The sequence below is a fragment of the Luteimonas sp. A478 genome, from assembly GCF_054052025.1.
On record NZ_JBSVRF010000007.1, the window covers coordinates 22181 to 40876 of the forward strand.

20 protein-coding genes are annotated in these 18696 nt (G+C 66.4%); 16 read left to right on the forward strand and 4 right to left on the reverse strand.

All coding sequences use genetic code 11. The annotated features are described in order from the left end of the window. Positions 1 to 173: 173 nt before the first annotated feature. Positions 174 to 2078: a DNA topoisomerase IV subunit B gene (parE, locus tag ACW7G3_RS12775; RefSeq protein ID WP_456983191.1), complete on the reverse strand. Its 1905-nt coding sequence runs from the start codon at positions 2076 to 2078 to the stop codon at positions 174 to 176. A gap of 303 nt (positions 2079 to 2381) precedes the next feature. Here parE and ACW7G3_RS12780 point away from each other — a divergent pair, with 303 nt between their 5' ends. The 9 genes from ACW7G3_RS12780 to ACW7G3_RS12820 all read left to right on the forward strand — a co-directional run bounded on the left by ACW7G3_RS12780 (position 2382) and on the right by ACW7G3_RS12820 (position 9701). Beyond that, the gene (locus tag ACW7G3_RS12780; RefSeq protein WP_456976146.1) at positions 2382 to 2642 is read left to right on the forward strand and encodes a hypothetical protein; all 261 of its coding nucleotides are present in this window, start codon (positions 2382 to 2384) and stop codon (positions 2640 to 2642) included. Positions 2643 to 2815: 173 nt separating this feature from the next. Then, positions 2816 to 4498 (forward strand): CTP synthase, encoded by a 1683-nt coding sequence (locus ACW7G3_RS12785; RefSeq protein WP_456983193.1) that lies wholly within the window; start codon positions 2816 to 2818, stop codon positions 4496 to 4498. A gap of 34 nt (positions 4499 to 4532) precedes the next feature. Continuing rightward, positions 4533 to 5366, forward strand: coding sequence for a 3-deoxy-8-phosphooctulonate synthase (gene kdsA / locus ACW7G3_RS12790; protein WP_456983195.1), 834 nt, complete (start codon positions 4533 to 4535; stop codon positions 5364 to 5366). Positions 5367 to 5408: 42 nt separating this feature from the next. Continuing rightward, positions 5409 to 6695, forward strand: coding sequence for a phosphopyruvate hydratase (gene eno / locus ACW7G3_RS12795; RefSeq protein ID WP_456983197.1), 1287 nt, complete (start codon positions 5409 to 5411; stop codon positions 6693 to 6695). A 12-nt stretch (positions 6696 to 6707) separates the two neighbouring features. Then, positions 6708 to 7040 carry a cell division protein FtsB gene (ftsB, locus tag ACW7G3_RS12800; RefSeq protein ID WP_456983199.1) on the forward strand — a complete coding sequence of 111 codons (333 nt, stop codon included), beginning with the start codon at positions 6708 to 6710 and terminating at the stop codon, positions 7038 to 7040. Continuing rightward, entirely contained in the window at positions 7037 to 7720 is a 684-nt protein-coding gene (gene ispD / locus ACW7G3_RS12805; RefSeq protein WP_456983201.1) for a 2-C-methyl-D-erythritol 4-phosphate cytidylyltransferase, read from the forward strand. Before ftsB ends, ispD begins: the two co-directional genes overlap by 4 nt. A 65-nt stretch (positions 7721 to 7785) precedes the next feature. Next, complete coding sequence (gene ispF / locus ACW7G3_RS12810) at positions 7786 to 8277, forward strand: 2-C-methyl-D-erythritol 2,4-cyclodiphosphate synthase (RefSeq protein WP_456976134.1); 492 nt, start codon at positions 7786 to 7788, stop codon at positions 8275 to 8277. 29 nt (positions 8278 to 8306) lie between these two features. Continuing rightward, entirely contained in the window at positions 8307 to 9332 is a 1026-nt protein-coding gene (truD, locus tag ACW7G3_RS12815) for a tRNA pseudouridine(13) synthase TruD (protein WP_456983340.1), read from the forward strand. Positions 9333 to 9452: 120 nt separating this feature from the next. Beyond that, positions 9453 to 9701: a hypothetical protein gene (locus ACW7G3_RS12820; RefSeq protein WP_456983202.1), complete on the forward strand. Its 249-nt coding sequence runs from the start codon at positions 9453 to 9455 to the stop codon at positions 9699 to 9701. A gap of 26 nt (positions 9702 to 9727) precedes the next feature. Here the strand turns inward: ACW7G3_RS12820 and ACW7G3_RS12825 are convergent, their stop codons facing one another. Continuing rightward, positions 9728 to 10273, reverse strand: a complete 546-nt coding sequence (locus tag ACW7G3_RS12825) for a Smr/MutS family protein (RefSeq protein ID WP_456983204.1) — start codon at positions 10271 to 10273, stop codon at positions 9728 to 9730. 91 nt (positions 10274 to 10364) lie between these two features. Here ACW7G3_RS12825 and surE point away from each other — a divergent pair, with 91 nt between their 5' ends. The 3 genes from surE (at position 10365) to ACW7G3_RS12840 (ending at position 12642) form a co-directional block, all read left to right on the forward strand. Next, entirely contained in the window at positions 10365 to 11147 is a 783-nt protein-coding gene (gene surE, locus ACW7G3_RS12830) for a 5'/3'-nucleotidase SurE (RefSeq protein WP_456983205.1), read from the forward strand. Then, positions 11144 to 11824 (forward strand): protein-L-isoaspartate(D-aspartate) O-methyltransferase, encoded by a 681-nt coding sequence (locus tag ACW7G3_RS12835; RefSeq protein WP_456983207.1) that lies wholly within the window; start codon positions 11144 to 11146, stop codon positions 11822 to 11824. Before surE ends, ACW7G3_RS12835 begins: the two co-directional genes overlap by 4 nt. Before the next feature lie 92 nt (positions 11825 to 11916). Continuing rightward, positions 11917 to 12642: a peptidoglycan DD-metalloendopeptidase family protein gene (locus ACW7G3_RS12840; RefSeq protein ID WP_456983208.1), complete on the forward strand. Its 726-nt coding sequence runs from the start codon at positions 11917 to 11919 to the stop codon at positions 12640 to 12642. Between the two features lie 68 nt (positions 12643 to 12710). Here the strand turns inward: ACW7G3_RS12840 and ACW7G3_RS12845 are convergent, their stop codons facing one another. Both ACW7G3_RS12845 and yhbY read right to left on the reverse strand, forming a co-directional pair. Beyond that, positions 12711 to 13088: an Mth938-like domain-containing protein gene (locus tag ACW7G3_RS12845; protein WP_456983209.1), complete on the reverse strand. Its 378-nt coding sequence runs from the start codon at positions 13086 to 13088 to the stop codon at positions 12711 to 12713. Positions 13089 to 13121: 33 nt separating this feature from the next. Then, positions 13122 to 13427, reverse strand: coding sequence for a ribosome assembly RNA-binding protein YhbY (gene yhbY, locus ACW7G3_RS12850; protein ID WP_456983210.1), 306 nt, complete (start codon positions 13425 to 13427; stop codon positions 13122 to 13124). Positions 13428 to 13514: 87 nt separating this feature from the next. Here yhbY and rlmE point away from each other — a divergent pair, with 87 nt between their 5' ends. From rlmE to putP, 4 genes are all read left to right on the forward strand, one after another. Then, the gene (rlmE, locus tag ACW7G3_RS12855) at positions 13515 to 14159 is read left to right on the forward strand and encodes a 23S rRNA (uridine(2552)-2'-O)-methyltransferase RlmE (RefSeq protein ID WP_456976116.1); all 645 of its coding nucleotides are present in this window, start codon (positions 13515 to 13517) and stop codon (positions 14157 to 14159) included. A 32-nt stretch (positions 14160 to 14191) separates the two neighbouring features. Continuing rightward, on the forward strand, positions 14192 to 16105 hold the full coding sequence (ftsH, locus tag ACW7G3_RS12860) for an ATP-dependent zinc metalloprotease FtsH (RefSeq protein WP_456983212.1): 1914 nt from the start codon (positions 14192 to 14194) through the stop codon (positions 16103 to 16105). A 52-nt stretch (positions 16106 to 16157) separates the two neighbouring features. Next, positions 16158 to 17057: a dihydropteroate synthase gene (gene folP, locus ACW7G3_RS12865; RefSeq protein WP_456983213.1), complete on the forward strand. Its 900-nt coding sequence runs from the start codon at positions 16158 to 16160 to the stop codon at positions 17055 to 17057. A 120-nt stretch (positions 17058 to 17177) separates the two neighbouring features. Then, entirely contained in the window at positions 17178 to 18668 is a 1491-nt protein-coding gene (gene putP / locus ACW7G3_RS12870) for a sodium/proline symporter PutP (RefSeq protein ID WP_456983215.1), read from the forward strand. Positions 18669 to 18696 lie beyond the last annotated feature (28 nt).

The window sequence follows — 18696 nt, forward strand, 5'->3', positions numbered from 1 at the left end:
GTGTAGGAGCGCGCCATGCGCGCGAAGCCGCGTGACACATGGCGCCCGAGGGGGCTTCGGCCGTAACGACGTAATCGAGGCTACGACGAGCCGCCCGGATTCACGCGGCTTCGCGCGCATGGCGCGCTCCTACAAGAGCGGTGCGTCGCCGCAGACGTGTCTCTGGTCCCGGGTCAGACTTCCAGAGTGGCCAGGTCGCCCTTTTCTTCCAGCCATGCCTTGCGGTCGCCTGACCGCTTCTTGGCCAGCAGCATGTCCATCAGTGAATGGGTCTCGGGGCCCTCGTCCACGGTCAGCTGCACCAGACGGCGGGTATCGGGATGGATGGTGGATTCGCGCAGCTGCGAAGGGTTCATCTCGCCGAGCCCCTTGAAGCGGGTGACGTTGATCGCGCCCTTGGGGCCCTTCTTCGACGTGCCCTCGCGCTCGATTTTCTCCAGCAGCAGGCGCTTTTCTTCCTCATCCAGGGCGTAGAACACCTGCTTGCCCACGTCGACGCGGTACAGCGGGGGCATGGCGACGAAGACGTGGCCGGCGGCCACCAGTGAAGGGAAATGCCGCAGGAACAGCGCCGCCAGCAGGGTGGCGATGTGCAGGCCGTCGGAGTCGGCGTCGGCCAGGATCACCACCTTGCCGTAGCGCAGGCCGGAGATGTCGTCCTTGCCCGGGTCGCAGCCAATCGCGATGGCGAGGTTGTGCACTTCCTCCGAGGCCAGCACGCTGGTCGACGCGACCTCCCAGGTGTTCAGGATCTTGCCGCGCAGCGGCAGGATCGCCTGGAAATCCTTGTCGCGCGCCTGCTTGGCGCTGCCGCCGGCCGAATCACCCTCCACCAGGAACAGTTCGGTCCGTGACAGGTCCTGGCTGATGCAGTCGGCCAGCTTGCCGGGCAGGGCGGGTCCCTGGGTGACCTTCTTGCGGGTGATCTGCTTCTCGGTCTTGAGCCGCGCGCTGGCGCGCTCGATCGCCAGCTGGGCGATCTTCTCGCCCAGCTCCACGTGCTGGTTGAGCCACAGGCTGAAGGCGTCGTGGGCGGCGCCCTCGATGAACCCGGCCGCCTGGCGTGAGCTCAGCCGCTCCTTGGTCTGGCCGGAGAACTGCGGGTCGGTCATCTTCAGGCTGAGCACGAACGAGACCCGGTCCCAGACGTCCTCCGGTGCGAGCTTGACCCCGCGCGGCAGCAGGCTGCGGAAGTCGCAGAACTCGCGTAGCGCATCGGTGAAGCCCGAGCGCAGGCCGTTGACGTGGGTGCCGTGCTGGGCGGTTGGGATCAGGTTGACGTAGCTCTCCTGCACCAGCTCGCCTTCGGGAACCCAGGCTGCAGCCCAGTCCACGATCTCGGTCTCGCGGGCCAGGCTGCCGGTGAACAGCTCCGGCGGCAGCAGCTCACGCCCGGACAGTTCGCCACGCAGGTAGTCGAGCAGTCCGTCCTCGTAACGCCATTCGTCGCGCTCGCCGCTGGCCTCGTCGTACAGCTTCACGGTCAGGCCCGGGCAGAGCACGGCCTTGGCCCGCAGCAGGTGGCGCAGCGGGCGCAGGGCGAATTTGGCCGTATCGAAGTACTTGGGGTCGGGCCAGAAGCGCAGCCGGGTGCCGGTGTTGCGTTTGCCGACGGTGCCGACCACATCGAGCTCGGAGGCGCGGTCGCCAGCCGCGAATGACATTGCGTATTCGTTGCCGTCGCGCTTGATTGCCACGTCCAGGCGGGTGGACAGGGCGTTGACCACGCTCACGCCAACGCCGTGCAGGCCGCCGGAGAACGTGTAGTTGCGGTCGCTGAATTTGCCGCCCGCGTGCAGCCGGGTCAGGATCAGTTCTACGCCGGGAACCTGTTCCTCGGGATGGATATCCACCGGCATCCCGCGTCCGTCATCGGACACTTCGCAGCTGCCGTCCTTGTAGAGCGTCACCTCGACTACTTTCGCGTGCCCGGCCAGGGCCTCGTCGACCGAGTTGTCGACCACTTCCTGCACCAGGTGGTTGGGGCGGGACGTATCGGTGTACATGCCGGGGCGGCGTTTGACCGGGTCAAGGCCGGTCAGGACTTCAATATCGACGGCGTTGTAGCGGGCGTTCATGCGGTGGACGCTGCAAAAAAAGGGGCCGGTTAGCTTACCAGTCGCATTGGGCCGTCCGATGCGGGAACAGCGGGACGAAGCGCGCCGGACCTGAAGCGGGAGGCATATGCGCACTCACGCCCCCGCCGGTTTGTCATCTGGGGAAAACCCTTGTGATCCAAGGGCTTGCCCGTTCCGTTAAGAGATCGTTGTTCAGTTGCGGGAAGGTGGAAGGTGCGTAGGGTTCGCATCGTCGCTGTCAGGGGAAGCGGCCGAACTGATCCACTTTCGATCCACTTCATTATGATTTTGGAGACACGACAAATGACCAAGCGCAATATTCTGTTCACTGCTCTGATTGCTGCGGCGTTCGCCGCGCCGGGCGCTTTCGCCCAGGAAGTTGACCAGCAGGCTCTGCGCGATGCCGAACAGGCCGCGCAGCAGGCTGCCGCGGCTGCTGCCGCTGCTGAAGAGCAGGCCACCGACGCGGTGGACCAGGCTGAAGTCGCCGAAGACACGGTGGACCAGGCTGAAGCCGAGGCCTGGCAGACCGAGGAAGAGGAAGAAGAGGAAGATCCGGCCTGATCCACGGATGGAACAGCGGTTCTGGAGCGCCCCGCATCTGCGGGGCGTTTTTTTTGCGCGGCGTTTCCCCCGGCCCGTTCCAGGCAATGCCATCGCAGCGGCCGCCGCCGCAGCGGAGCGCAGCGTGATGTGGACGCGGTGTAGAATGTGGCTTTCCAGCGACCAGCTGCGCCATGCCATCCCCCAGTTCTGTTACACCACTTGTTTTCGTCACCGGAGGCGTTGTTTCTTCCCTTGGGAAGGGCATCGCCGCTGCCTCGCTCGCCGCGATCCTTGAGACCCGCGGGCTGCGGGTGACGATGATGAAGCTCGATCCCTACATCAACGTCGACCCCGGCACCATGAGCCCGTTCCAGCACGGCGAGGTGTACGTGACCGACGACGGTGCCGAGACCGATCTGGATCTCGGCCACTACGAGCGCTTCGTCAACGTGCGCCTGTCGGGGAAGAACTCGATCACCACCGGCAAGATCTATGAAAGCGTGATCGCCAAGGAGCGCCGCGGCGATTACCTCGGCGCCACCGTCCAGGTGATCCCGCACATCACCGATGAGATCAAGCGCTGCATCGATGCCGCCACCCAGGGCTATGACCTTGGCCTGGTGGAAATCGGCGGCACGGTGGGCGATATCGAGTCGCTGCCGTTCCTGGAGGCGATCCGCCAGATCCGTACCGACCGCGGCGCGGAAAAGGCCATGTTCATCCACCTGACGTTGGTGCCGTACATCGCCGCCGCCGGCGAGCTGAAGACCAAGCCCACCCAGCACTCGGTCAAGGAGCTGCGCTCGATCGGCATCCAGCCCGACGTGCTGCTATGCCGCAGCGAACAGCCGCTGCCCGACAGCGAGCGGCGCAAGATCGCCTCGTTCACCAACGTGTCGGAGAAGGCGGTGATCTCCGTGGTGGACATGGACAACATCCACAAGATCCCGCTGTGGCTGGATGCGCAGGGGCTGGACGACCTGGTGGTGGAGCGGCTGCGGCTGGGCGACCGTGTCGCCCCGCAGGCGGACCTGACCGAATGGCTGGACGTGGTGGACGCCGCGGAAAACCCCGTCGATGAAGTCACCATCGGCGTGGTGGGCAAATACGTGGACCACAAGGACGCCTACAAGTCGGTGGCCGAGGCGCTGCGCCACGGCGGCCTGCGCCAGCGCACCCGGGTGAACCTGGAGTGGATCGAGTCGCAGGACATCGAGCGCGACGGCGCCGAGGCGGTGCTGGGCGGGCTGGACGGCATCCTGGTGCCGGGCGGCTTCGGCGACCGCGGTTTCGAAGGCAAGGTGCTGGCTTCGAAGTACGCACGCGAGAAGGGCATTCCCTATTTCGGCATCTGTTACGGCATGCAGGCGGCGGTGGTGGATTTCGCCCGCCACGTGGCCGGCCTTGAAGGTGCCAACAGCACCGAGAACGACCGCCAGACCCCGCACCCGGTAATTGGGCTGATCGCCGAGTGGCGCACCACCAGCGGCGAGATCGAACGCCGCAGCGAAGACAGCGACATGGGCGGCACCATGCGCCTGGGCCTGCAGGAGCAGCGGATCAAGCCCGGCACCCGCGCCCATGACCTGTATGGCCAGGACGTGGTGGCCGAGCGCCACCGCCACCGCTACGAGTTCAACAACCGCTATCGCACCCAGCTTGAGGACGCCGGACTGGTGGTCAGCGCCAAGTCCCTGGACGACCTGCTGGTGGAAATGGTGGAACTGCCGGACCATCCGTGGTTCATTGCCTGTCAGGCGCATCCCGAATTCCAGTCCACTCCGCGCAGTGGGCATCCGCTGTTCATCGGATTTGTACGGGCCGCCCGCGAAAAAAAGGCAGGTGGCAAGCTGCTGAAGGAAGCCACGGCGTGACCTGCGCCGACCCATGCAGACACAGGGTTTTGTCATGAATCTATGCGGTTTCGAGGTTGGCCTGGAGCGGCCGTTTTTCCTGATTTCGGGCCCCTGCGTGGTCGAGAGCGAACAGCTGCAAGTGGACGTGGCCGGGCAGCTGAAGGAAATCACCTCGGCGCTCGGCATCCCCTTCATCTTCAAGTCGAGCTTCGACAAGGCCAACCGCACCTCGCTGGACAGCTTCCGCGGTCCGGGCATGGAGGAGGGCCTGCGGATCCTGGCCGAGGTGAAGCGCCAGGTGGGCGTGCCGGTGCTGACCGACGTGCACGAATACACGCCGATGGACGAGGTGGCCTCGGTGGTCGACGTGCTGCAGACCCCGGCGTTCCTGGTGCGGCAAACCGATTTCATCCTGCGCGCCTGCTCGGCCGGCAAGCCGGTCAACATCAAGAAAGGCCAGTTCCAGTCGCCGTGGGACATGAAGCCAGTGGTGGAGAAGGCCAAGTCCACCGGCAACCAGCAGATCATGGTCTGCGAGCGCGGCGCCAGCTTCGGCTACAACAACCTGGTCAGCGACATGCGCTCGCTGGCGGTGATGCGTGACACCGGCTGCCCGGTGGTCTTCGACGCCACCCATTCGGTACAGCTGCCGGGCGGGCAGGGCGGTTCCAGCGGCGGCCAGCGCGAGTTCATCCCGGTGTTGGCGCGGGCCGCGGTGGCCGTGGGCGTCGCCGGGATGTTCATGGAAACCCATCCGGAACCTGAAAAAGCCCTCAGCGACGGCCCCAACGCCTGGCCGCTGGCGAAGATGCGCGCGCTGCTGGAAACCCTGGTTGAACTGGATGCCGCCACCAAGCGTGGCGGCTTCCTCGAACGCGAAGTCTGATCTTTCCTCCCCACTGCCCTTCTGAGGTAACAAAGCGAGACCATGACCAAGATTGCCAAGATCCATGCCCGTGAAATCCTCGATTCGCGAGGCAATCCCACCCTTGAAGCGGAAGTGACGCTCGAGGACGGCAGTTTCGGCCGCGCCATGGTTCCCTCCGGCGCCTCCACCGGCGCCCGCGAGGCGGTGGAACTGCGTGACGGTGATCGCACCCGCTACATGGGCAAGGGCGTGCGCAAGGCGGTGGCCAATGTGAACGGCACCATCGCCGAGACCCTGAAGGGTTTTGACGCCGCCGACCAGGCCGGCCTGGACAAGCGCCTGATTGATCTGGACGGCACCGAGAACAAGGGCCGGCTGGGCGCGAACGCGCTGCTGGGCGTGTCGATGGCCAACGCCCATGCGATGGCCGCGTCGAAGAAGATCCCGCTGTGGAAGCTGCTGGCCGGCGACCGCGACCCGGTGCTGCCGGTGCCGATGATGAACATCATCAACGGCGGCGCCCACGCCGACAACAACGTCGACTTCCAGGAGTTCATGATCCTGCCGGTGGGCTTTGATTCGTTCTCCGAATCGCTGCGCGCGGGCACCGAGATCTTCCACGCGCTCAAGTCGGTGCTGAAGGGCCACGGCCTGAGCACCGCGGTAGGCGACGAGGGCGGTTTCGCCCCGGACCTGCGCAGCAACGTGGAAGCGCTGGACACCATCCTGGAAGCGATCGGCAAGGCCGGTTACGCCGCAGGCGAGGACGTGCTGCTGGGCCTGGATGTGGCCTCCAGCGAATTCCACGAGAGCGGCAAATACCATCTGGTGGGCGAGGGCAAGCGCCTGACCGGCGAGCAGTTCGTCGATTTCCTCGCCGACTGGTGCAGCCAGTACCCGATCATCAGCATTGAAGACGGCATGGACGAGGCCGACTGGGATGGCTGGAACCTGCTGACCGCGCGCCTGGGCGACAAGGTGCAGCTGGTGGGTGACGACCTGTTCGTGACCAATCCGAAGATCTTCCGCCAGGGCATCGACTCGGGCACCGCCAACGCGATCCTGATCAAGGTCAACCAGATCGGTACCCTGACCGAGACCCTCGAAGCGATTGCCATGGCCGACGCGGCGAAGTACGCCGCGGTGGTGTCGCACCGCTCCGGGGAAACGGAGGACACCACCATTTCCGACATCGCCGTGGCCACCACCGCCACCCAGATCAAGACCGGCTCGCTGTGTCGCAGCGACCGCGTGGCCAAGTACAACCAGCTGCTGCGGATCGAGGAATCGCTAGGCGGACAGGCGCGCTACGCCGGGCGCGACGCGTTCGTGTCCCTGCCGCGGTAAGGCCCGGCCGCCGTGCGCGTCCTCGCTCTCGTAGTGCTGGTGCTGGCGTTGCTGCTTGGATGGCTGCAATACCGGCTGTGGTTCGGCATTGGCGGGGCGGGTGACGTGGCGCAGCTGGACGCCCAGGTAGCCCAGCAGGCGCATCAGAACGACGGCCTGCGCGAGCGTAACGCCGCGCTGGCCGCCGAAGTGGCGGACCTGAAGTCGCCCACCGGTGAGGCGGCCGTGGAAGAACGCGCACGTAGTGAGCTGGGCATGATCCGGCCCGGGGAAACCTTCTACCGGGTGGTGGACGCCCCGGCCGTGCGGACGTCGACGCGGCAGCAGCCGGAGCCTTCGCCGTGATCTGGGCAGTGGTACCGGCCGCGGGCAGCGGCAGCCGTTTCGGCGCTGAAATTCCCAAGCAGTACCTGGAGGTGGCCGGCGAGCCGCTGCTGGCCCATACCCTGCGCGCCCTGCTGGCCCACCCTGGTGTAGCCGGGGTCGTGGTGGTGCTGGCCGCGGATGACCCGCACTGGCCCGGCTGGAGTGAGCTGGAAGGCAAGCCGGTGCTGCACTGCGTGGGCGGCGAGTCCCGTGCGGATTCGGTGCTGGCCGGCCTGCATGCGCTTCCGGAGGACGTGCGGGCGGATGATTTCGTGCTGGTGCACGACGCCGCGCGGCCCAATCTCGCGTTCGCGGATCTTGATCAGCTGATCGAGCGCGGGCGCATCGATCCGGTAGGGGCGATCCTGGCCGCGCCAGTGCGCGACACCCTCAAGCGGGCCGGAGACGAGGGCGGCATCGACCGGACCTTGCCGCGCGAACGCCTGTGGCGCGCGCTGACTCCGCAGATGTTCCGTCGTCTGCAGCTTTCCCAGGCCTTGGAAAAGGCGCGTGCGGCCGGCGTCGAGGTCACCGACGAATCCATGGCCATGGAGCGCAGGGGCGCCCGCCCGCTGCTGATCGAAGGCCGCGAGGACAACATCAAGGTCACCACCCCGGCGGATCTGGCGTATTTCGAATTCCTGCTGTCGCGCCGTTGAGAGAAACGGCCACGGTAGGAGCGCGCATGGCGCGCCCTACGGCCGGTTGGCGGTAGCATTGCGTGATGACTGACAACATCCCGTTCCGCATCGGCCAAGGCTTCGATGTGCACGCCTTTGGTGAAGGCGACCACGTGGTTATCGGCGGCGTGCACATCCCGCACGGGCGTGGCTTCGTTGCCCACAGCGACGGTGACGTGGCCCTGCATGCGCTGTGCGATGCCATGTTTGGCGCGCTGGCCATGGGCGACATCGGTACCCACTTTCCGCCCAGCGATCCGCAGTGGAAAGACGCCGACAGCCGCATGTTCCTGCGCCGCTGCCGCGAACTCGTCGCCGGCCGTGGCTGGCGGCTGGGCAACGCGGATATCACCATCGTGTGCGAGCAGCCGAAGATCGGCCCCCACGCCCAGGCCATGCGTGAGCTGATCGCCGCCGACCTCCAGGTGGATATCGATGCGGTCAGCGTCAAGGCCACCACCAACGAAAAGTTGGGCCACCTTGGCCGCGAAGAGGGCATCGCAGCCCACGCCGTGTGCCTGCTGGTTCGCGCGTGAGCGCACCTGATGCCGGCGCCGGCCGGGGATTGCCGCGTGCTTGGGGAGAAACTGTGCTGCAGGCGGCCATGCGCAGCGTGGTGGAGGATTTCCGTGTCGATGAGATCGACGGTTTCGAGGCCACCGGCAGCGGCGAGCACGAGCTGCTCACGATTGAAAAGCGCGGACTGAATACCGCCGAGGTCGCCCGCCGCCTGGCGCGCTGGGCCAGCGTACCGGAGATGGCGGTCGGCTATGCCGGGCTGAAGGACCGCCATGCGGTCACCCGACAGCGCTTCAGCGTGCACCTGCCGGGACGCGAAGCGCCTTCGGTCGACACGCTTGAGGACGATGACGTGCGGGTGCTCGAGCAGACCCGACACGTGAAGAAAATCCCGCGCGGGGCACTGGTGGGCAACCGCTTTGAATTGGTCCTGCGCGAAGTAGAGGGGGAGCGCTCCGCGATCGAAGAGCGGCTTGCACGCGCCGCGGCGGAAGGCGTCCCCAACTGGTTTGGCGAGCAGCGCTTTGGCCGGGGTGGCGGCAACATCGATGCGGCCCTGGCCATGTTTGCCGGCCGCCGGGTGCGCCGCGACCAGCGCGGCCACCTGCTCTCGGCCGCCCGCTCGGAGCTGTTCAACCGGGTACTGACCGAACGGGTGCAGGCCGGCAACTGGAACAGTCCGCTCGAAGGCGAGGCGTGGATGCTGGACAGCAGCCGTGCCGCATTCGGGCCCGAGCCCTGGAGCGAGGTGCTGGCCGGACGGCTGGCCGCGTTCGATATCCATCCCAGCGCACCGCTGTGGGGGAAGGGCGAGCTGCGCAGCGAAGGCGAGGCGCGGGCGCTGGAACTGGCTGCGCTGGATACGCCCGACGCGCACGCAATGCGCCAAGGGCTGGAAGCGGCCGGCCTGCGCCAGGAGCGTCGTTCTACCCGGCTACTGCCGCAGGATCTGGCCTGGAGCTGGCTCGCAGACGATGTACTGCGCTTGAGGTTTTCGCTGCCCCGCGGGACCTACGCCACCGCGCTGCTGGCGGAGCTCGGCCCGGTCCGGGATGCCGCGCAGACCGGCTGACCGTTGGTCGGGCGCCGGCGGGAATCACAGCAGGCTGCCGCGGCCAGGCGTATAACCGGAATCGGGCGTCGACGCCCTCCGCGCCGGCGCCGTCCCGGATACCGCATGGGAGGATCCGCCATGAAAGGCCTGCTTCGTTGCTGTTTCATCATCGCCGCGTCCAGCCTGGCCGCTTGTGCCAGCCAGGCCGACATGCGCCTGGCATCCGCGGCTGCCACTTCCGCCAGTCAGCCCGATTCCTTCAGGAACGACGGGACGTACATCCTGCGCGTTGAACAGATCGCCCGCCGCCGCGGGGTGGAAGTGCATTGGGTGCATCCGCCGCTCCTCCGTCCTGACACAGCAGTTGTCGACAACGGGCTGGAATAATCTGGCGGAGACAGCGCGGCCGGGGTTCAGCGCGGCCTGAGCAGCACCAGCACCGCCCCGGTCCCGCCCTGGGCGGGCGGGGCGGAATGGAACGCCAGTACGTCGGCGCGCTGGCGCAGGAGGCGATCAACCATGTTCTTGAGCACGGGCGTGCCGCTCCCGTGCAGTCCCTTGCCATGCACGATCCGCACGCAGCCGCTGCCAGCGTCACGCGCTTCCGCCAGGAATTGCCGCAGCATGGATTCGGCCAGCCGCGTCCCAGCATGGTGCAGGTCCAGTTCGTCCTGGACCGCGTAATGGCCCTTGGCCAGCCTTTTGAGCATGCGCGGACTGATTTCATCGCGCCGGTAGCGCAGGCTGTCGCCGGCTTCCAGTGGACCGGACTCCAGCATCTTTGCGAACTCGCTCAGCGCCTCGCGCTCGTCACGCTCGGCCATCCGCGGGCGCGGCTTGGGGCGCGGAGCGCGCGGCGTTGCGGGCGTCTCAGGGAGCTGCCGGACCGGGCCGATGGCGTCCCGGAACAGCGCGGCATCGTCCGCGTCCACCTCGTCCTGCTTGCGTCGCCTGGCCATGCGCCCAGATTACCCGAGCCGGGCCAGTCAGGTGGGCGCATCCGCTATCATGTCGCCTCGATTCACAGCACGGGGCGGCGCGGAAAGTTTCATGCGGATACTGGTCAGCAACGACGACGGCGTAGACGCGCCGGGCATCCGGATCCTCGCCGAAGGGTTGCGCAATGCAGGTCACCACGTGCAGATCGTCGCGCCCGACCGCGACCGGTCCGGCGCGAGCAACTCCTTGACCCTGGACATGCCGCTGCGCGTGGTGCAACTGGAAAAGGACGTCTGGCGCGTGCATGGCACGCCCACCGATTCGGTGCATGTGGCCATCCGCGGCATGCTGGAGCACGAGCCGGACATCGTCGTATCGGGCATCAACAACGCCGCCAACATGGGCGATGACGTGATCTATTCCGGCACGGTGGCCGCGGCGATGGAAGGGCGCTTTCTTGGACTGCCGGCGCTGGCGGTCTCGCTGGTTACCGCGGACCACGTTGGCAAGCACTACGAGACCGCGGCACGCGCGGCCGTGGAGCTGGTGCAGCGGCTCAAGGCCGACCCGCTGCCCGCCGACACCATTCTCAACGTCAACGTTCCGGATATTCCCTGGAGCGAGGTGAAAGGGTTTGAAGTGACCCGTCTGGGCAACCGTCACCGCGCCGAGCCGTGCGTGCCGCTGGAAGACCCGCGTGGCCGCAGCTGGTACTGGATCGGTCGCGCCGGTGCGGAGCAGGACGCCGGCCCAGGCACGGATTTCCACGCCGTGCGCACGGGCAACATCTCGATCACTCCGATCGTGGTTGATCTCACCCGCTATCAGGCCCTGGAACAGGTGTCGAGCTGGGTAGGCGGGTTGGCCGATCAGCTCAGAGAGAAGGGGCGATGAGCCCGCGCCTGAGACTTCAGCCCGAGGCGATCGGCGTTGGCATGACCTCGCAGCGGGTACGTGACCGGTTGATCGAGCGCCTCCGTGAGGGCGGCATCAGCAATGAGCGCGTGCTCAATGCAATGGGTCTGGTGCCGCGGCACCTGTTCGTCGATGAAGCCCTGGCCACGCGCGCCTACGATGACACCGCGCTGCCGATCGGACACGGCCAGACCATTTCCCAGCCCTGGGTGGTGGCAAAGATGACCGAAGAGGTGCTGGAGGGCGGTATGCCTGCGACGGCGCTGGAAATCGGCACTGGCTCCGGGTACCAGGCTGCGATCCTGGCCTCGCTGGGAGTCAAGGTCTACACCGTCGAGCGCATCGGCGAACTGCTGCGGGTCGCCCGCAAGCGGTTCCGCTCGCTGGGCCTGACCGTACGCAGCCGTCATGACGACGGCCGCATCGGCTGGCCGGAGCATGCGCCGTTCGACGCCATACTGGTGACGGCTGGCGCTCCCGCGCTGGTGGATGCGTTGACCGAGCAATTGGCCCCGGGTGGGGTACTGGTGGCACCGGTGGGCAGCGGCAGCGCGCAGGTGCTGGTCAAGCTGCGCAAGCGCGCCGATGGCTCCTTGGAGCGCAGCGAGATTGCCCAGGTGATATTCGTGCCGCTGCTGGCTGGAGTGGTGGACTGATGTACCGGGTTCCTTCATTGGCCATGAGGCAGAATGATTTCCGTGGTTGGTCTGGCAGGCGCCCCGGGGTTGGGCAGGATGGAGTTGCATTGATGAGGATGGCAATCGTGCTGGTGGTGTTGAGCGTGCTGCTGAGCGCATGCGGCAGCAGCCGGGTGGTCCGCGAAGGCGGGAAGGCGTCCACCGCGCAGCCGGGGCAGACCGTGACAGTCAAGCGTGGCGACACCGTTTACCGGCTTGCTGTCAGCAACGGAATCAGCCCGCTGGACCTGGCCACTTGGAACAACATCGCCCCGCCTTACACCATTTATCCCGGACAGCGCCTGCGGCTGTATCCAGCCGATGGCCGGGCCCCTGCGCGCACGGCATCGACGCCTTCGCGGCCTGCGGGTCAGTCCACCCCCACGCAGCCGCCGGCAACGCCTGCGCCGGCACCGGCGCGCAGTTCGGTGAGCTGGCGCTGGCCAGCCGATGGCCAGCTGGTGAGCCGGTTCGCTTCAGGGGATCCGACCAAACAGGGCATCGGTATTGCCGGCAGTGGCGGTCAGCCGGTGAAGGCGGCCGGGGACGGCGTGGTGGTCTATTCGGGGTCAGGTCTGGTGGGCTATGGCGAGCTGATCATCGTCAAGCACGACGACGAATGGCTGTCAGCCTATGGCCACAACCGCGCCCGCCTGGTCAATGAGGGCGAGCGGGTGCGCGCAGGCCAGCAGGTCGCAGAAATGGGCCGCAGCGGTGCGGCGCGCGACATGCTCCATTTCGAGATCCGTCACAACGGTCGTCCCGTCGATCCCCTGTCGTACCTTCCCCGGCGCTGAACTTTCCAGCGCGGTCGGTCGGCGGGAGCTCGTTGGCAGTCCGGCCGGTGTGGCCGGGACCTGTGCGCTTACGAGCCGCTGAGGATGAAACCAGCCACCACCCGGCGGCCTTCCCCGGCGAGCACGTGGTAAGTGCGGGCGGCCGAGTCGTTGGCCATGGCCTCAAGGCCGATGCCGCGCGACAGGCAGGCAGCCATAATTTCCGCCGGCGGAAACACCTGACTGGGCCCTGTGCCCAGCAGCACCAGGGCAGGTGACAGCGCCAGGATCTGTTCCAGGTCCGGCATCAGCATTGCGGTGGCGTCGCGTACCGGCCAGTCTTCGATCAGAACGTCCGGGGCAACCACGAAACTGCGGGTCAGCCGGCGCTCGTTGACCAGGGCGGAGCTGCCACCGGCGCTGCGCAGGTAGAACTCGTAGTCGGGTCGTTCAAGATGAAGCTGCATGGGAGCGGTTCGCGCTATGCGTATGCGGCGCCGTCAGGCCCTGGGCAGGACGATCTGGCGTTTGCCGATGCTGGGCCGGTAGAGCACGGCCACTTTGCCGATCTTCTGCACCAGTGCGGCGCCGCTGCGCTCGGCCAGTTCGGCCACAATCGCGCTGCGCTGGTCGCGGTCGTCATCGGCGATCTTCACCTTGACCAGCTCATGGTGCTCCAGCGCTCCCTCCAGCTCGGCAATCACCGGGTCGCTTACCCCCTTTCCGCCTACCTGCAGGATGGCGTTGAGATCATGAGCCTTGCCGCGGAGGAAACGGATCTGTGCGGCGGTCAGGGCGGCTGGCATACGGGTTCGCGTCAATGAGGGTGGGAGCGGCAGGGTATCATGACAGCGGCGATCTTCCGCCGCCCCCATCGCTCCCGAATCTTCCCCATGGCCCGCAGCAAGAGCAGCCAACGCTGGCTGAAAGAACACTTTTCCGACCCCTTCGTGAAGAAGGCGAAGGCCGAGGGCATGCGCTCGCGCGCGGTCTACAAACTGGAAGAGCTGGTCGCCCGCGACCGGCTGCTCAAACCGGGCATGACCGTGGTGGACCTGGGTGCGGCCCCGGGAGGGTGGTCGCAGTGGGTCCGCCAGGAGTTGGACCGCATGGATGAGTCCAGGCCGGGGCGGGTGATCGCCTTGGATATCCTGGAGATGCCGCCGCTGGCCGGGGTCGAGTTCCTTCATGGCGACTTCAGGGAGGGTGAGGTCTTATCGAGTCTTGAGACTGCCCTCGCCGGAAAGCCCGTCGACCTTGTGTTGTCGGATATGGCCCCAAACAAGAGTGGTATGGATTCGGTAGATCAGCCGCGGGTGATGTACTTGGCCGAGCTGGCGATGGATTTCGCCGACGGTCACCTGAGGCCGGGCGGCGCGTTCCTGATCAAGTTGTTCCACGGCGTGGGTTTCGACGACTACGTACGGGAACTGCGCCGCCGCTACGACCGGGTGGTGATCCGCAAACCATCGGCATCGCGGCAGCGTTCGCCGGAAGTCTATGCGCTCGCACAGGGCAAGCGTGTACAGATGAAGTAGCATGGCGCCCGAGCGCCTGGGAAAGAATTTGAATGAATGATCTGGTCAAAAATCTGTTGCTTTGGGTGGTTGTCGCCATCGTATTGATGATGGTGTTCCAGAGCTTCAGCCCGAACACTGCCGGCCCGCAGGAAGTGCAGTACTCGCAGTTTATGGAGGAAGTGCGGAACAGCCGGATCAAGCGGGTGGACATCGCCGAGGACGAGCGCACGATCTCGTTCGAGCGCGCCGATGGTGCCCGTGGCACCGTGATCGCGCCGCGCCGCGACGAGCGCATGATCGACGACCTGATCAACCACAATGTGGAGATCAAGCAGGCGCCGCCGTCCACCGGGCCCTCACTGGCCTACATCCTGATCAATTTCCTGCCGGTCCTGCTGATCATCGGTTTCTTCTTCTTCATGATGCGGCAGATGCAGCAGGGCGGTGGCAAGGGCGCCATGAGCTTCGGCCGTTCGCGCGCCAAGCTGCTCAACGAGGACCAGGTCAAGGTCAACTTCAGTGACGTGGCCGGCTGCGACGAGGCCAAGGAAGAAGTCTCCGAGCTGGTCGAGTTCCTGCGTGATCCATCGCGCTTCCAGAAACTGGGCGGCAAGATTCCGCGCGGCGTGCTGATGGTCGGCCCGCCCGGCACCGGCAAGACCCTGCTGGCGCGTGCGATCGCCGGTGAGGCCAAGGTGCCGTTCTTCTCGATCTCCGGTTCCGACTTCGTCGAAATGTTCGTCGGCGTCGGTGCGTCGCGCGTGCGCGATATGTTCGAGCAGGCCAAGAAGCACTCGCCGTGCATCATCTTCATCGACGAGATCGACGCGGTCGGCCGCCACCGTGGTGCCGGCCTGGGCGGCGGTCACGACGAGCGCGAGCAGACCTTGAACCAGCTGCTGGTCGAGATGGACGGCTTCGAGGGCGGGGAGGGCGTGATCGTGATCGCCGCCACCAACCGCCCCGACGTGCTGGATCCCGCGCTGCTGCGCCCGGGCCGCTTCGACCGTCAGGTGATGGTGGGCCTGCCCGACGTGAGGGGCCGCGACCAGATCCTCAAGGTGCACATGCGCAAGGTGCCGCTGGACGATGACGTGGAGCCGATGATTGTGGCCCGCGGTACGCCCGGCTTCTCCGGCGCGGACCTGGCCAACCTGGTCAACGAGGCGGCGCTGTTCGCCGCCCGGGAAAACGCCTCGGTAGTGCGGATGGAGCACTTCGATCGTGCCCGCGACAAGATCCTGATGGGCGCCGAGCGCCGCTCGATGGCCATGAGCGAGGACGAGAAGGAGCTGACCGCGTATCACGAGGCCGGCCACGCCATCGTCGGCCGCCTGGTGCCCGAGCATGACCCGGTCTACAAGGTCACCATCATTCCCCGCGGCCGCGCACTGGGCGTGACCATGTACCTGCCCGAGGGCGACAAATATTCGATGAACAAGATCGCCATCGAGTCGCAGCTTTGCTCGCTGTATGGCGGGCGGGTGGCCGAGGAGCTTATCTTCGGTGAGGACAAGGTCACCACTGGCGCCTCCAACGACATTGAGCGGGCGACCAAGATCGCGCGCAACATGGTCACCAAGTGGGGCCTGAGCGACGAGCTGGGTCCGATCGCCTACAGCGATGACGAGGACGAGGTGTTCCTCGGCCGCTCGGTCACGCAGCACAAGAGCGTGTCCGACGACACCGCGCGCAAGATCGACGAGGTGGTGCGCCTGATCCTCGATCGTGCCTACGACCGTACCCGGGAGATCCTGAGCGGGAACATGGACAAGCTCCACGCCATGGCCAAGCTGCTGCTGGAATACGAGACCATCGACGTGCCGCAGATCGACGCGATCATGGAAGGCCGTGATCCGCCGCCGCCGATGGGCTGGGACAAGGCGCGCAAGAGCGGTGACGGCGGAGACGGTGGCGATGACGGCCAGACCCTGCCGATCGGCGGCCCCGCGGAACAGACCTGACTTGATTTAACCGGAGCCCGGTACAGCCGGGCTCAGGCACCGGACGCCCTGGATGTTCGATACCACGCCAACGCTCGACTGCGCCGGCCGCCCGCTGGCGCTTGACCGCCCCCGTGTCATGGGGATCGTCAACATTACCCCCGACTCGTTTTCCGATGGCGGCGCGCATTTCGACCTGGATGCCGCGGTGGCCCATGGCCTGGCGCTCGTGGCCGAAGGGGCGGACGTCCTTGATATTGGCGGCGAGTCCACGCGCCCTGGGGCTGATGCGGTTCCGCTTGAGGAAGAGCTGCGTCGCACGGTGCCGGTCATTGAGCGTCTGGCCCGGGAAACCCCGGTGCCGCTGTCGATCGACACCTTCAAGCCCGAGGTAATGCGCGCCGCCGTCGCAGCGGGCGCGGGCATCATCAATGACATTTACGGCCTGCGCCGGGAAGGGGCGCTGGATGCCGCCGCCGAGCTGGGCGTGCCGGTCGTGCTGATGCACATGCTCGGCGAGCCGCGCTCGATGCAGGATGCGCCGTACTACGAGGATGTGGTGGGCGAAGTGCACCGCTTCCTCGCCGAGCGCATCTTCGCCGCCGAAATGGCGGGCATCCCGCGGTCGCGGATCGTGGCTGACCCGGGGTTCGGCTTCGGCAAGACGACTGCCCACAACATGATCCTGCTGGCGCAGCTGCAGCGGTTCACAGAATTGGGGGTGCCGGTGCTGGCGGGTTTGTCCCGCAAACGCAGCATTGGTGAACTCACCGGGCGCAATACGCCGCTGGAGCGTGTGCACGGGTCGGTGGCGGCGCATCTGGTGGCCGCCCAGCGCGGGGCGAAGATCCTGCGGGTGCATGACGTGGCCGCCACGGTGGACGCGCTCAGGGTCTGGGAAGCGATCGATGCCGTTCCCGTTCCCCGCACGGGGACGGTGACCGCGCAACCGCGCTGGCCGGAAGACGGGTAGACGCACCCGGGCGCCGCTGTGCCGTTGGTCACGGTGGGCTGACGTCAAGCGCATGCTGCGTTAGGCTGCGCCCTCGTTGCCGCCGTACTGGCGGCCGGATCCCGAGGGGAAGCGTTGCCCATGCTTGAAACCAGTACGCCACTTGTCGTCACCTTTCTTGCCTATCTCGCCGGCATGGTGCTGATCGGCTTCTACGCCTGGCGGTCAACCAAGAACTTCGACGACTACATCCTGGGTGGTCGCCGGCTCAGCCCCACCACCGCCGCGCTGTCGGCCGGCGCATCGGACATGAGCGGCTGGCTGATGATGGGCCTGCCTGGTGCGATGTACCTCAACGGTCTGTCAGAGGCATGGATTGGGCTTGGCCTGGTCACCGGTGCGTGGCTCAACTGGCACTACGTGGCCGGCCCGCTGCGGGTCTATACCGAAACCACCGGCAATGCGCTGACCCTGCCGGATTTCATGACCAATCGGTTCAAGGACGACAGCAAGGTGCTGCGGGTGTTGGCGGCGGTGGTGATCCTGGTGTTTTTTGCTGTGTACTGCGCCTCGGGCGTGGTCGCCGGGGGGCGACTGTTCGAGAGCGTGTTCGGCCTGACCTACGCCCAAGCCATCTGGTGGGGCGCGGCGGTAACGGTGCTCTACAGTCTGGTCGGCGGGTTTCTGGCGGTGAGCTGGACCGATGTGGCCCAGGGCACGATGATGCTGTTTGCGCTGTTGATCACGCCGATACTGGTGGTGACGCACAGCGGCGGGCTGGGTGATGGCCTTGAGCTGATCCGCGAGCTGGATCCCACCAACCTGAACTGGATTGGCGCCGGTGGCCTGGTCGCGGTCGTGTCCGCGCTGGCCTGGGGACTGGGCTACGCCGGCCAGCCGCATATCCTGGTGCGGTTCATGGCCATCGACAGCATCCACTCGATCCCGAAAGCACGCCGGATCGGCATGAGCTGGATGATCCTGTGCATGGTGGGTGCGCTGGCGGTTGGCTTCTTCGGTATCGCCTACTTCGCACTCAATCCGCAATTCGCGGCTCCGGTGGAGGCCAATCCGGAGCGGGTCTTCATCATTGCGGTGGAGCTGCTGTTCAATCCCTGGATCGCGGGCATCATCCTGTCGGCAATCCTGGCCGCGGTGATGAGCACCCTGTCCAGCCAGTTGATCGTGTGCTCCAGCGTGCTGTCGGAGGACTTCTACCGCGGCTTCTTCCGCAAAGATGCCAGCCAGCGCGAGCTGGTCTGGGTCGGCCGCGCCAGCGTGCTGCTGGTCGCGCTGGTGGCGCTGTGGCTGGCGCGCGACCCGGACAGTCGGGTGCTGGGGCTGGTGGCCTATGCCTGGGCCGGCTTCGGCTCGGCGTTCGGTCCGGTGTTGGTGCTGTCCCTGTTCTGGGGCCGCATGACCCGCAATGGTGCGCTGGCGGGAATGATTACCGGCGCAGTCGTTGTGATTGCATGGAAGCAGTTGGGGTTCGCACTGTATGAAATGGTGCCCGGCTTTGTGATGGCGACGCTGGCGATTGTGCTTGTCAGCCTGATGGGGCGGGCGCCTTCGCCAGAGATCCAGGGCCGGCACCAGCAGGTGAGGCAGTCGCTGCGGGAGACCGGCTACTGACTGGTTTCGGGCAGCGCCATAATCCGGG

Excerpts from the sequence above, each read along its gene's own strand:
- parE (WP_456983191.1), bottom strand. The coding sequence starts at position 2,078 with ATGAACGCCCGCTACAACGCCGTCGATATTGAAGTCCTGACCGGCCTT.
- ACW7G3_RS12780 (WP_456976146.1), top strand. The coding sequence starts at position 2,382 with ATGACCAAGCGCAATATTCTGTTCACTGCTCTGATTGCTGCGGCGTTC.
- ACW7G3_RS12785 (WP_456983193.1), top strand. The coding sequence starts at position 2,816 with ATGCCATCCCCCAGTTCTGTTACACCACTTGTTTTCGTCACCGGAGGC.
- kdsA (WP_456983195.1), top strand. The coding sequence starts at position 4,533 with ATGAATCTATGCGGTTTCGAGGTTGGCCTGGAGCGGCCGTTTTTCCTG.
- eno (WP_456983197.1), top strand. The coding sequence starts at position 5,409 with ATGACCAAGATTGCCAAGATCCATGCCCGTGAAATCCTCGATTCGCGA.
- ispF (WP_456976134.1), top strand. The coding sequence starts at position 7,786 with ATGACTGACAACATCCCGTTCCGCATCGGCCAAGGCTTCGATGTGCAC.
- ACW7G3_RS12820 (WP_456983202.1), top strand. The coding sequence starts at position 9,453 with ATGAAAGGCCTGCTTCGTTGCTGTTTCATCATCGCCGCGTCCAGCCTG.
- ACW7G3_RS12825 (WP_456983204.1), bottom strand. The coding sequence starts at position 10,273 with ATGGCCAGGCGACGCAAGCAGGACGAGGTGGACGCGGACGATGCCGCG.
- surE (WP_456983205.1), top strand. The coding sequence starts at position 10,365 with ATGCGGATACTGGTCAGCAACGACGACGGCGTAGACGCGCCGGGCATC.
- ACW7G3_RS12835 (WP_456983207.1), top strand. The coding sequence starts at position 11,144 with ATGAGCCCGCGCCTGAGACTTCAGCCCGAGGCGATCGGCGTTGGCATG.
- ACW7G3_RS12840 (WP_456983208.1), top strand. The coding sequence starts at position 11,917 with ATGAGGATGGCAATCGTGCTGGTGGTGTTGAGCGTGCTGCTGAGCGCA.
- ACW7G3_RS12845 (WP_456983209.1), bottom strand. The coding sequence starts at position 13,088 with ATGCAGCTTCATCTTGAACGACCCGACTACGAGTTCTACCTGCGCAGC.
- yhbY (WP_456983210.1), bottom strand. The coding sequence starts at position 13,427 with ATGCCAGCCGCCCTGACCGCCGCACAGATCCGTTTCCTCCGCGGCAAG.
- rlmE (WP_456976116.1), top strand. The coding sequence starts at position 13,515 with ATGGCCCGCAGCAAGAGCAGCCAACGCTGGCTGAAAGAACACTTTTCC.
- ftsH (WP_456983212.1), top strand. The coding sequence starts at position 14,192 with ATGAATGATCTGGTCAAAAATCTGTTGCTTTGGGTGGTTGTCGCCATC.
- folP (WP_456983213.1), top strand. The coding sequence starts at position 16,158 with ATGTTCGATACCACGCCAACGCTCGACTGCGCCGGCCGCCCGCTGGCG.
- putP (WP_456983215.1), top strand. The coding sequence starts at position 17,178 with ATGCTTGAAACCAGTACGCCACTTGTCGTCACCTTTCTTGCCTATCTC.